The 12,839-nt window shown below is 65.2% G+C and carries 9 protein-coding genes and 1 pseudogene; 8 read left to right on the top strand and 2 right to left on the bottom strand.

The features are described 5' to 3' along the window. Nucleotides 1-21: 21 nt before the first annotated feature. The 7 genes and pseudogenes from KR541_RS09120 to KR541_RS09090 form a co-directional block, all read left to right on the top strand. Nucleotides 22-2,265: pseudogene (locus KR541_RS09120) on the top strand (DUF2345 domain-containing protein); the annotation flags it as partial. Further along, the gene (locus KR541_RS09115; protein WP_216089512.1) at nucleotides 2,262-3,770 is read left to right on the top strand and encodes a hypothetical protein; all 1,509 of its coding nucleotides are present in this window, start codon (nucleotides 2,262-2,264) and stop codon (nucleotides 3,768-3,770) included. The pseudogene KR541_RS09120 and the gene KR541_RS09115, both read left to right, overlap by 4 nt. A gap of 25 nt (nucleotides 3,771-3,795) precedes the next feature. Then, complete coding sequence (locus KR541_RS09110; protein WP_050015557.1) at nucleotides 3,796-4,821, top strand: pentapeptide repeat-containing protein; 1,026 nt, start codon at nucleotides 3,796-3,798, stop codon at nucleotides 4,819-4,821. A 512-nt stretch (nucleotides 4,822-5,333) separates the two neighbouring features. Beyond that, nucleotides 5,334-6,695, top strand: a complete 1,362-nt coding sequence (rimO, locus tag KR541_RS09105; RefSeq protein WP_050015555.1) for a 30S ribosomal protein S12 methylthiotransferase RimO — start codon at nucleotides 5,334-5,336, stop codon at nucleotides 6,693-6,695. Nucleotides 6,696-6,698: 3 nt separating this feature from the next. After that, on the top strand, nucleotides 6,699-7,625 hold the full coding sequence (locus KR541_RS09100; RefSeq protein WP_050015553.1) for a sugar kinase: 927 nt from the start codon (nucleotides 6,699-6,701) through the stop codon (nucleotides 7,623-7,625). A 119-nt stretch (nucleotides 7,626-7,744) separates the two neighbouring features. Next, a complete protein-coding gene (locus KR541_RS09095) occupies nucleotides 7,745-8,287 on the top strand; it encodes a hypothetical protein (protein ID WP_050015551.1) in 543 nt (180 codons plus the stop codon). 113 nt (nucleotides 8,288-8,400) lie between these two features. After that, nucleotides 8,401-9,582: a cystathionine beta-lyase gene (locus KR541_RS09090; protein ID WP_050015549.1), complete on the top strand. Its 1,182-nt coding sequence runs from the start codon at nucleotides 8,401-8,403 to the stop codon at nucleotides 9,580-9,582. A gap of 87 nt (nucleotides 9,583-9,669) precedes the next feature. Here the strand turns inward: KR541_RS09090 and serB are convergent, their stop codons facing one another. Both serB and KR541_RS09080 read right to left on the bottom strand, forming a co-directional pair. Further along, nucleotides 9,670-10,515 carry a phosphoserine phosphatase SerB gene (gene serB, locus KR541_RS09085; RefSeq protein ID WP_050015547.1) on the bottom strand — a complete coding sequence of 282 codons (846 nt, stop codon included), beginning with the start codon at nucleotides 10,513-10,515 and terminating at the stop codon, nucleotides 9,670-9,672. Between the two features lie 169 nt (nucleotides 10,516-10,684). Further along, nucleotides 10,685-11,635: a LysR family transcriptional regulator gene (locus KR541_RS09080; RefSeq protein WP_050015545.1), complete on the bottom strand. Its 951-nt coding sequence runs from the start codon at nucleotides 11,633-11,635 to the stop codon at nucleotides 10,685-10,687. A gap of 124 nt (nucleotides 11,636-11,759) precedes the next feature. Here KR541_RS09080 and KR541_RS09075 point away from each other — a divergent pair, with 124 nt between their 5' ends. Continuing rightward, complete coding sequence (locus KR541_RS09075; protein ID WP_050015543.1) at nucleotides 11,760-12,776, top strand: zinc-binding alcohol dehydrogenase family protein; 1,017 nt, start codon at nucleotides 11,760-11,762, stop codon at nucleotides 12,774-12,776. Nucleotides 12,777-12,839: the final 63 nt, after the last annotated feature.

Raw genomic sequence — 12,839 nt, 5'->3', positions numbered from 1 at the left:
CGAAATTCCTGACAGGCCCGAAAATCGCACACCTTGGTGATCACCGATAGACCGGATACGTTTCCGGACCTGTCGCCCAAGAGCATTTCGTTTTACCGCGGGGGCGCAAAGACCGAGGTCGACGCGCTCACGCAGTGGGCCGGTACGCGCACGCTCCAAAGCGTCACCCTTACTACTCGAACCTTCGACTACAAGAACCCGTCCGATCCCTCGAACCCCAAGGGCACGACGGTGCCGACAATCGAGAGCCAAGGCAATGTCCCGGACCAACTCGAAGTCTACGAATACACGGGTGCATACACGTACCTGCAACAGCAGCGCGGAGACGCACAATCTCGCTTTCGGATGGAGGAATGGGAGTCGCGCGCGAAGCGCTTTCACGGTATAGGAGGACTCCGTGCAATTGAAGCGGGCCGGCGTTTCGTGCTGACAGACCATCCGGTGCACGACACCGATCCTGTCGATCAGCGCGAGTTCGCGACGATCAAGTCATCCTGGTGGATCGAGAACAACCTGCCGATCACTCTTGAGTCGAATTTTCCGTATAGCCTGCATGACGATATCGCCGACGCACGAGCTAGTCACCCGGGCGACGCGTCGTTGCAGGTGCCGCATGCCGACGGTTCCGTCGGCTTTTACCTCGTCGAGGTCGAAGCGCAACGCGCGAGTGTGCCGTACCGCAGCCTGTTTGAGCACGAGAAGCCGAAGATGCATCTGGAGACGGCCGTCGTCGTTGGCCCATCGGGCGAGGAGGTTTACACCGACGAGTTGAACCGGATCCGCGTTCACTTCGTCTGGGATCGCGTGAACGAGGGTGACGAGAGCGCGTCGTGCTGGGTGCGCGTCGTTCAGTCCGACACCGGGGGCGGTTACGGGGGTGTCCATGTCCCACGGATCGGCGAAGAAGTGCTGATCGATCACGTCGGCGGTGATTGCGATCGGCCCCTGGTCGTGGGCCGCGTTTACAACGGGGTGACCCAGCCGCAGTGGCACAGCAACGGGCTTCTGTCCGGGTACCGCTCGAAGGAGTATGCCGGCAGCGGTTTCAACGAACTGGCGCTGGACGATGCCACTTCGCAGAATCGTGTGCGGTTGATGAGCAGTTCTAGCAACAGCATTCTGCACCTGGGTTACCTAATCGATCAGGAGGGCAACACGCGCGGGGCCTACCTCGGCAGTGGCTTCGACTTGCGCACGGACGCGTATGGTGCGGTGCGCGCGACCCGTGGCCTATACGTGACCACGCATCCGAAATCGCCGACGAGCCAGCCGCTCGACGTGTGTGAGACGCAGCAGCAACTTGTGAACGCGGAAAGCCTGCTCGAATCGCTGTCGGGCACCAGCGAACTGCACCAGGCGGAATCGCTTAAACCGGGCCGCGATGCCATGCGTGCGTTCACCGATGCGACTCAGGACAGTGTGTCGGGCGCAACGTCGGGCGGGCGCACGGCGGGCGGTGGCACTGGCTCGGCGAGTGCATTCAAAGAGTCGGTGATGTTGTTCGGCAGCCCGGCCAGCATCGGCCTCTCGACACATCAATCCGTTCACGTGAGTGCGGACCAGCATGTCAACTTGGTTAGCGGGCAGAGTACCCACATCGCCATAGGCAAATCGCTACTGGCGAGCGTCGGGCAAAAACTGAGCCTCTTCGTGCAGAACGCGGGAATAAAACTGTTTGCGGGCAAGGGCAAGGTCGAGATCCAGGCGCAGTCGGACAACATCGAGGTGACCGCGCAGAAAGCAGTGAAGGTTGTATCGGCGACGGACCGGATCGAGATCGCGGCCGACCAAGGAATTCTGCTGACGAGCGGTGGCGCCTACATCCTGATCAAAGATGGAAATGTCGAAGTTCATGCTCCCGGAAAAATCGATATCAAGGGCGCGTCACATACGTTCGCGGGGCCAGCGAGCACAAATTTCGTCATGCCGCACTTGCCCCAGGGCGTAGCGGCCCCGACCGACTTGGAATTCCGTCTGGTCGATCCCTACGGGCGCCCCAGTCCCGGCGTGGAATACAAAACGACGCTCAGTGACGGCTCTGTCAAACACGGCGTACTGGATGCGGATGGTTACGCGAAGATCAGTGGCGTACCTGCCGGCACCAGCGCGAAAGTCCAATACCTGACGGACAAGAGTCCACCCAAGTCGGAGGTCGGTATCAAGACTGATTCCGACTGGAGTCTGTTTCAGTCGATAAAGGTTACGGCCAAGCCTGTGGCCGACGCAGGCAATTCCAACGATCCTGATCGGAGCGGGACAGTATGAGCGAATCGTCAAGCAGCGGCCTGTTGGACGCAATCTGGAAGGAAGTGCTCGGCGACGCGGCGGCCACCTTCAACTGGCTGAAGGATTTCCTGCTGGGCGAGTTCGTTCCAGACCGACCGTTCTCCGTGATCGTTGCCGAAATGCTCGCGAACTTCGTGCCGGGCGTCATTATCGTCACGAGCGCGCGCGATGCGGTCGCCATCATAGTCCGTCTTTCCACGCACCCTGAGCGGCGCAAGGAAGTGTCCGAGTGGATTCTGCTGTGCGCGTGCTTAATCGCCCTGGCCTTGCCGCTGGTGATGGCCGCCGCCGGTGCGGTCGCCGCGGGCGTCGGCGCGGTGGTCACCGGCGTCATGGGTGACGAACTCGCGGCTGCGCTGCGCGCCGTGATGCTGATGCTGATCGAGAAGTCGGGAAAGCTAGCCGAAATGATCCGCTTTCTCAACAAATTCATCAAAGGCAACATTCTTGAGTTTCTGAAGGGAGTGAAGTTTGCCAACTATGAAAAGTCGCTGCTCGAAATTCTTCAGCAGACTACGGGCAAGCTGATCGGCATCGTGCAGGAAGTACGCGGCAAGCTTCTGGAAGCCCGAGTGTTTCATGTCAAGATCGCGGATCATTTCGAGTCGGTCCAGAATCTGGTCCAGAAGCTGTCGACGTGGGAACAGCGGTTCTACGCGGTACAGCAGGAAGGCATCCAGCAGATTCCGAGGGCCGTGGCAGAGTTGCAGCAGCGCCTCGACCGGTTGCTGGCGCAGGAGGCACCAAAGGACGGCCACGTGGTCTCCGCAGGGGTGACAGCGACGAAGCCACAAGCCGTCGCGCCGCCCAAGCAGGAGATCCACGACACGCCAGGGGCGACGCTTCGTGATCCGGCGGCGCACGGTGCCGACGGCACCAATGGAAGCGCGAGGACGGGTTCCGCGCCGGCCCGCAAAGAGAAGCCGAACGTGCCGCCGCCGCCGACTGGTCAGCCGAATGTGAAGATCGAGGAGGTGCATACGCCGGGTGAGCAGTATGCAGTGGTAAACGGTGTCAAGATCAAGCCTCTGCTTTACGACAAGTTGTATCACGGGGCCGACCGAGCCACGCTCGGCGTCGATACGCAGCTGTCGGCCAAGGAGGTCGCGGCAAAGATATATACGGAAGGTCTGCCGGGACGAGGCAACAATATCGATCTGGTTGAACACGCCGGCGGCGCACACGATCGCGCGTTTCGCGGCACAACGGTCATGATGATGACGCCCGACGGTCAGGCCGGCGCGATCTTGTGGGCCGACGAAGGCGGATTTGTGATCGAACTGAAGAACGTGAAGGGCTACGACGTGAATGCCGTACTCGAGGGGCGGGTGCGTAAGCCCGACGGCAGTTTCGGCGGTAACGCCGTGCACGGCGAGGTGGAAATTGCAGTGCCGGGAAGAGTCAAGCCGGAACAGGTGGAGGCGGTGTATGAAGTGGTGATGAGCCGAAGCGGAAGATTGATGGCGCGTAAACTGCCACGGTAATCACATATTTGCCCGGAGAAATTGCATGTTGACGAACGACACCGACGTGCGGGAATTGCGCGATCGATGGAAAATCGGGAAGTACAAAGAACTGCTCGACGCAATCAAGGAAGCGTTGCCAGAGGATGAATGGGTGCCTTTGTGCGACTCCCTGCCACATATGCTGGATGGCTCGCCGACGATCGACCTGCGCGGGGCGCCGTTGCCGGGCGGCAAACTCGAGAACCTGGACCTGAGCTACAGCCATCTCGGCTTTGCTGTGTTCGATGCCTCGCAGTTCGAGGAAGTAGGGTTTCAACACGCGATCCTGGACGGTGTCTCTTTCAAGGAATGCGGGTTTCATTTGGCACAGATGCTGCCTGTCTACGGAAACGGTGCTGATTTTCGCCATGCTCGATTCCGGCAATCGTTCATCGAGTATGCCAAGTTGAGCAATAGCGATCTCTCCGGCGTGACGCTGTCCGACAGCAGTTTGAATTTTTCGGAGCTCATCGAATGCAATTTTTCCGGCATGCTCGCTGAGCAGAGCGAATGGCGCTGGAACACGACGACGCGATGCGCTTTCGTGGCGGCCCGTTTCGTCGAGTGCAGACTGACGGCAACCCGGCTCGATGGCGCACGGCTGATCGATGCCACGTTCGAGAATTGCGATCTGAGCGGTGTTGACTTCAGGGGCGCGGACCTGACGGGTGTGCGCTTTCTTGGTGGCACATTCGGTGACGTGCTGCAGGGTGAGACGACCTACCGGACTCGGTTCGACGATATACCGGAAGCCCGCCGTGCGGTTGCCGCGGGCAGTGCGGAGAATGGGCGCGCCATCGAATGGTGTCCCGTTGTGATCGGTTCGAGCGAGCCTGCCCAGAAGGTCGCCTCGTCGAGACTGAAGGGCCGGCCCGGCGACGTGGTACCGCAGAGTGGATGGTGGACTAGCCCGGCACTCGGGAGTGAACAGGGGCGGCGCTATTTTAAGGAGGGGGAGAAATTTCCCGACATCAAGTCGACGAATTGGGGACTCGTGATCTGGAGTTACAACCCCGCTGATCAGGGTTGAGCCCTGACGCGGGGCCTGACGCGAGCGGAGCAGCCGCGCACGAAAGATCTTGTCGATTTCGCGCGGAGCCATGCCCTGACGACTGCACCGACACCCATAGACATCAAACCGCTGAAGGTTCGGTTAGGTTGCGGTCTCCCTGCTCGTACTGCCGGAACGTGCGCAACCCCACGCCGAGCAGCTTCGCGAAAGGCCCAGGCTGGATTTCGCGCGCGCGACCGACGCCACTGTCGGCTCTACCCCATGCGGATCTCCTCTGACGCGGATCGGCGCGCGCCACGTCCCCGCGATCCAGCTCTGGCACTGCCGGCGGATCGCCGCCTTCACGCGCTTGCTCTTCGTGTCCGATTCCCCGAAGTGATAGGGTCATATAAAACTCCATCTCGTTGTCGGCCCCCAGCGGGCAGCGTGCTCGAACTGCCGATGGGTGCTGCCGCCAACCGCTCATTTTGGCTCGCTGGACCCTAAATCGCTGTAAACTCACGCTTTTGCTGCCACGCCCCCCATTCCAGATGTCCCAATCCCCCAAAGTAGGGTTCGTATCCCTCGGGTGCCCGAAGGCGCTCGTCGATTCCGAACAAATCATCACGCAACTGCGCGCCGAAGGTTATGAAATCTCCGGCAGCTACGACGGCGCCGACCTCGTCGTCGTGAACACCTGCGGCTTCATCGACGAAGCCGTGCAGGAAAGCCTCGACGCGATCGGCGAAGCGCTGACCGAGAACGGCAAGGTGATCGTCACCGGCTGCCTCGGCGCGAAGTCGAGTGCGAGCGGCTCGAACCTGATCGAGGAAGTCCACCCGAAGGTGCTCGCCGTCACCGGCCCCCACGCGGTGGGCGAGGTGATGCAGGCCGTGCATTCGCACCTGCCGAAGCCGCACGACCCGTTCGTCGATCTCGTGCCCGCGGCCGGCATCAAGCTCACGCCGCGTCACTACGCGTACCTGAAGATCTCCGAAGGCTGCAACCACCGTTGCACGTTCTGCATCATCCCGTCGATGCGCGGCGACCTCGTGTCGCGGCCGGTCGCCGAAGTGATGCTGGAAGCCGAGAACCTGTTCAAGTCGGGCGTGAAGGAACTGCTCGTGATCTCGCAGGACACGAGCGCATACGGCGTCGACGTGAAGTACCGCACCGGCTTCTGGAACGGCAAGCCGATCAAGACGCGGATGACCGACCTGGTCGCCGCGCTCGGCGAACTCGCCGCGCAGTACGGCGCGTGGGTGCGCCTGCACTACGTGTATCCGTATCCGAGCGTCGACGAGGTGATCCCGCTGATGGCCGAAGGCCCGTTCAAGGGCCACGTGCTGCCGTATCTCGACGTGCCGTTCCAGCACGCGCATCCGGACGTGCTGAAGCGCATGAAGCGGCCGGCGAACGCCGAGAAGGTGCTCGAGCGCGTGCAGAAGTGGCGCGAGATCTGCCCGGACCTGACGATCCGCAGCACCTTCATCGCCGGCTTCCCCGGCGAGACGGAAGCACAGTTCGAAACGCTGCTCGACTTCATCCGCGAAGCGGAACTCGATCGCGTCGGCTGTTTCGCGTATTCGCCGGTCGAAGGCGCGACCGCGAACGACCTGGATGGCGCGCTGCCGGACGAGGTTCGCGAGGAACGTCGCGCGCGTTTCATGGAAGTGGCGGAGGAAGTGTCGGCGAAGCGCATGCAGCGCAAGGTCGGCAAGACGCTCAAGGTGTTGATCGACGAAGTCAGCGCGGAAGGCGGCATCGGCCGTACGGCAGCCGATGCGCCGGAGATCGACGGCGTCGTCTACGTCGAGCCGGCGGCGAAGGCATCGAAGCGCTACAAGGTCGGCGATTTCGTGTCCGTGAAGATCACGGGCGCCGACGGCCACGATCTGTGGGGCGAGGTGTAAGCGATGGCCGCCGCATTCCCGGAGATCCTCGCGCTCGGCGAGGCGATGATCGAATTCAACCAGTCGCAGCCGGGGCGTCCTGAATTCCTGCAGGGCTTCGGCGGCGACACGTCGAACTTCTGCATCGCGGCGGCGCGCCAGCGCGCATCGACGGGCTTCGTGTCGGCGATCGGCGACGATCCGTTCGGCCGCCTGCTGGCCGACATGTGGGCGTCGGAGCAGGTCGACACGACGTACGTGCGGATCGACCGCTCGGCACCGACCGGCGTGTATTTCGTCACGCACGGCGCCGACGGCCATCAGTTCGACTATCTGCGCGCGGGGTCGGCGGCGAGCCGCTACGCGACGGCCGACCTGCCGCTCGACGCGCTCGCGGCCGCGAAGGCCGTGCACCTGTCGGGCATCAGTCTCGCGATCAGCACGGCCGCGTGCGACGCGGCGTTCGCGGCGATCGACCATGCGCGTCGCAGCGGCGCGAAGGTCAGCTTCGACACGAACCTGCGCCTGAAGCTGTGGCCGCTGCCGCGTGCCCGTGCGGTGATGCGCGAGGCGCTGCGGCAGACGGACATCTGCCTGCCGAGCTGGGACGACGTCACGGCGCTCACGGGCGCGAACGATCGCGACGCGATCGTCGACGCGATGCTCGAACACGGGCCGCAGGTCGTCGCGTTGAAACTCGGCAAGGAAGGCGCGTATGTCGCGACGCCGCACGAACGGCGCGTCGTGCCGGGCTTCGCGGTCGAGGCCGTCGACGCGACCGGCGCGGGCGACTGTTTCGGCGGCGCGTTCGTCGCGCGGATCGTCGCGGGCGACGATCCGTTCGCGGCCGCGCGTTATGCGAACGCGGCGGCGGCGCTGTCGACGACCGGTTACGGTGCGGTCGCGCCGATTCCGCATCGCGACGCGGTGGAACGCCTGATGCAGGGCTGACGCGACACGCGCCTGCCCGCGCATTCGCGGCGCAGGCTTGCGTGGTCATGCAGGAACCGGGTCGCGGCCCGGCACGGTCCGCGATGGTCGGGCGAATCTGAAGCAAGGAGTAACACAAGGTGGGTCGATATTCGGAATGGCAACGGGCGCTCGTCGTCGCGGGTGCGCTGGCAGCGGGCATCGCGATGCCGACGGTGGTCGCCGCGCAGGCGGTCGCACCGGCCGTGCAGCAGGATGAACCGGCGCCCGCGCGGCCGCTGAAGCCGAATCCCGAGTTCGCCGGCCTGCCGCGCTACGAAGGCACGCTCGGCGATCGGCCGATCGTCGTGCATCTCGGCCCGAAGACGGACGAGGAAGGCGTGCACGGCGAATACCAGTTCGCCGACACGGGCGAAGTCGTGCTGCTCGCGGGCGACCGGGACGGCGATACGCTCGAGATCGAAGAGTCGAACGACGGCACGAACATCACCGGCGTGTGGATCGGCCGCTTCGACGCGACGGGCGACCTGAAGGCCGACCGGATGAACTCGGACGAATCGGACCCGCAGCCGGTCGTGCTGCATCTGGCGCCGGGCAAGCGCGCGGCGCTGCAGGTGCGCGACGGCCGGGTGCAGGAAATCGAGACGGTGGGCGGCGTCGTCAACCTGCGTACCGACGACTGAGCACGTGCTGGCTCGGTGCGCGCGGCGCGCATTGTACCGGGCCAAGCGCGCCGATTTTGGCTACTCTAACGACATATTCCGCAACCGAACGGCCTCGTGCCCGGCCCCCAGTCATGACTGCATCCACTCCCAAGCGCGCGCTGCAAACCCGCATCGTTCAACCCGACGACGTCATTCCGGAAGGCTTCCGTTCGTTCGTGCCGCCGGTCGCGCGCGCGTCGACGGTCGTGTTCCCCGATCTCGCGACGATGCGCGCGCTGGTCTGGCACGACGACAACCAGTGGCGCTACGGGCTGCACGCGACGCCGACGTCGCTCGCGCTCGCGCAGCGGCTCGCCGAGATCGAAGGCGGCACGCATGCGCTGCTGCAACCGTCGGGCCTCGCGGCGATCATGAACGTCTACTTCGGGATCGTGAAAGCGGGCGACGACGTGCTGATTCCGCATAACGTGTACGGCCCGAACGCCGATTTCGGCAACTGGCTCGCGAACGATTTCGGCATCACCGTGCGCGGTTACGATCCGTTGATCGGCGCCGGCATCGCCGAGCTGATCCAGCCGAACACGCGACTGATCTGGCTCGAGGCGCCGGGCTCGGTGACGATGGAGGTGCCCGACGTGCAGGCGATCGCGGCCGCCGCGAAGGCGCGCGGCATCGTCACCGCGATCGACAACACCTTTTCGGCGGGGCTCGCGTTCAAGCCGTTCGCGCATGGCGTCGACATTTCGGTGCAGGCGCTGACCAAGTATCAGTCGGGCGGCAGCGACGTGCTGATGGGCGCGACGATCACCGCGAATGCGGAACTGCACGCGAAGCTGAAGCTCGCGCGGATGCGCTGCGGGATCGGCGTATCGGTCGACGATTGCTCGCTCGTGCTGCGCAGCCTGCCGAGCATGCAGGTGCGCTTCGATGCGCACAGCAAGAGCGCGCTCGCGCTCGCGCAGTGGCTGAAGGCGCGGCCGGAGATCGCGACGGTGCTGCACCCGCAGATCGCCGACTGCCCGGGGCATGCGTCGTTCATGCGCGATTTCACGGGCGCGGGCGGGCTATTCTCGGTGGTGTTCGACGCACGCTACAGCGCGGAGCAGATCGACCGTTTCGTCGAGTCGCTCGAGCTGTTCGCGATCGGCTGGAGCTGGGGCGGCGCGTGCAGCCTCGCGATGCCTTACGACGTCGCGTCGATGCGCCCGGACTGGCCGCATCGCGGCACGCTGGTGCGTTTCTACGTGGGTCTGGAAGACGAAGCGGATTTGCGCGCCGACATCGAGCGGGCGATGCAGGCCACGCTCGGCTGATTGCGCGCCGGCAACGTCCGGCAGAAAAACGAAACGCCGGCGCGATATCGCATCGCGCCGGCGTTTTTCATTGACGGTGCCGCGGGATCAGAACAGGCGCAGCAGCCCGTCGAGGCCGACATGGTCGAATGCGACGGTGGCCGCATCGCGCACGACGGGCTTCGCGTGGAACGCGACCGACAGCCCGGCTTCGGCCATCATCTTCAGGTCGTTCGACCCGTCGCCCATCGCGATCGCGCGGCTCGGCTCGAGGCCGAGCGACGCGCACGTGTCGCGCAGCAGGCGCGCCTTCACGTCGGCGTTGACGATCTCGCCGAGCACCTTGCCGGTCAGCTTGCCGTCGACGATCTCGAGCGTGTTCGCATGCGCGTAGTCGAGGCCGAGGCGGGCTTTCAGCCGCTCGGTGAAGAACGTGAAGCCGCCCGACACGAGCAGCGTCTTCAGGCCGGCGGCCTTCACGCCGGCCAGCATCGTCTCGGCGCCCGGCGACAGTTGCAGCCGTTCTTCGTACACGCGCTCGAGTGCGTGCGCGTCGAGCCCGGCCAGCAGCGCGACGCGGCGCGTGAGGCTTTCGTTGAAATCGCGGATCTCGCCGCGCATCGCCGCTTCGGTGATCTCCGCGACCTGCGTTTTCAGCCCGCAGAAATCGGCGATCTCGTCGATGCATTCGATCGTGATCAGCGTCGAATCCATGTCCATCACCGCGAGCCCGAAATCGCCGAGCGTGCGGCCGGCCTCGACGAAGCCGAAGTCGAGCGCATGCGTGCCGCAGTACGCGTCGATGTCGAGGCGTTGCGCCGGGCTCGCGTTTTCGATGCGCAGCGCGTGATCGTCGGTCTGCACGACGCGGGTGCCGCGCGACAGCGCGAGCAGCGGTTTGTGATGGGCGTCCGACAGCGGCGCAAGACTCTGGATGACGAGATTGTGGGTCATGACGAGTGGTTGGGAAGCGAATGAATGACGTGCGCGGCCCACGGGTGGCCGCCTGCGCGCGCGGGCCCCGTGCGGCTGCGGGCCCGTGCGTCGCGAACGCGCCATTGTAGCCGGTTGGTCGCGCGTGGCGGCCGGTGCCGGCGCGAAACCGGGCGCGGTACGGCGGCGGTCACCCGTTTGCGCGATCCCAGTACGGCGGATCGCCGAAATGCTCGGCCAGGAACGCGATGAACGCGAGCGTTTTCAGCGGCACGTGCGCGCGGCTCGGATAGACGGCCCAGATCGCGACGTCGTCCGCGAACGGATAGTCGTCGAGCACGGTGACGAGCGCGCCGCTCGCGAGCAGCGGGCCGACGTCCCAGGTCGATTTGATCGCGATCCCGAAGCCGTCGACGAGCGCTTCGCGGATCGCCTCGCCGTTGCTCGCGACGAGCCGGCCGCCGACCCGCACCGTGAGCGGGCCCTGCGGCGTCGCGAACGACCAGTCGCGCTGGTCGCCGAGGATCACGCACTCGTGCTGCGTCAGATCGGCCGGGTGCCGCGGCATGCCGCGTTCGGCGAGATAGGCGGGCGAGCAGCACAGCACGCGGCGGTTGGTGGCGAGCTTGCGGGCGACGAGCGTCGAATCCTTCAGTGCGCCGAGGCGGATCGCGACGTCGTAGCCGTCGTCGACCAGATCGACGATCTCGTCGGACAGGCGCAAATCGAGCGACACGGACGGGTAGCGGCGCAGGAACGCCGGGATCACCGGCGCGACGTGCTGGCGGCCGAACGACGACGACATCGACACCTTCAGCCGCCCGTACGGCTCGCTGCGGCCGCGGCCGACCGACGCGCGCGCGGCGTCGGCCGCCGCGAGCAGCGCGTCGGCGCGCGCCATGAAGATTTCGCCGTCCTGCGTGAGGCTGATGCGGCGCGTGGTGCGGTGCAGCAGCCGCGCGCCGAGCTGGCGTTCGAGCTGGGCGATGCGCGCGCTCGCGACCGCGGCCGACACGCCGAATTCGCGACCGGCCGCGCTGACGTTCGCGAGCAGCGCCGCGCGCACGAACAGCGCGACGTCGAGCAGGTCGAGCGGCTTGTCGGGCGCGGGAATGGGAGCAGGCGTCGGATCAGACGACATTATTCTGAAATTCCTGAAAATGTTTCAGGAAATATAGCGGTTTTCTCGAATGATCGGGTTGCCTACGATGGCACGCATGGAGGTTGCGCCGCAGCCTGCCGGATCCCCTGAAAGGAGTATCGAGATGAAAGCCGTTGGATTGACCCGTTATCTGCCGATCGACGACCCGCAAGCGTTGCTCGACGTCGAACTGCCGCAGCCCGTGCCGGGCCCGCGCGACCTGCTCGTGAGAGTCGATGCGATTTCCGTGAACCCGGTCGACACCAAGGTGCGTGCGCCGAAGCCGCAGGTCGAGGAGACGCCGCGCGTGCTCGGCTGGGATGCGGCCGGCACGGTCGTCGCGGTCGGCGCCGACGTCACGCTGTTCCGGCCCGGCGACGAAGTGTTCTACGCGGGCAGCATCACGCGGCCCGGCGCGAACAGCGAATTCCACGCGGTCGACGAGCGGATCGCCGCGCTGAAGCCGCGCACGCTCGACTTCGCGGCGGCGGCCGCGCTGCCGCTCACCGCGCTGACCGCGTGGGAAGCGCTGTTCGACCGGTTGCGCGTGTCGCCGCAGGGCGCGGACGCCGGCAAGTCCGTGTTGATCATCGGCGGCGCGGGCGGCGTGGGCTCGATCGCGATCCAGCTCGCGAAGACGCTCGGCAAGCTGCACGTGATCGCGACCGCGTCGCGGCCGGCATCGGCCGAATGGGTGCGCACGCTCGGCGCGGATGCGGTGGTCGACCATTTCGGCGATTTGCCGGCGCAATTGCGCGAGGCCGGGCATCCGAGCGTCGACTACGTGCTGATCTTCAACGATACCGACCATCATTTCCCGGCCGCGGCGGAAGTCATCCGGCCGCAGGGCGGCATTTGCACGATCGTCGAGAACGCGAAGCCGGTGCCGGTCGAATTGCTGAAGGCGAAGAGCGCCGCGTTTCACTGGGAGTTCATGTTCACGCGCGCGATGTTCGAGACGCCGGACATGATCGAGCAGCACAAGATCCTGAGCGAGGTCGCGCGGCTCGTCGACGGCGGCACGCTGCGTACGACGCTCGGCGAACGGCTCGGCGCGATCAATGCCGAGAACGTGCGGCGCGCGCACCGGATGCTCGAGGGCGGGCGCGCGATCGGCAAGCTCGTGCTGAGCGGCTTCTGAGCCGGCAGCGCGCGCCAATAAGGTGACGGCGCCGCGAACGCAAGCGGGGTAACACCCGATGCG

It is taken from the genome of Burkholderia sola (genome assembly GCF_905400185.1).
Lineage (GTDB): Bacteria > Pseudomonadota > Gammaproteobacteria > Burkholderiales > Burkholderiaceae > Burkholderia > Burkholderia sola.
Note: the sequence above shows the minus strand (reverse complement) of the source record. Positions and strands in the feature narration are given on the sequence as shown.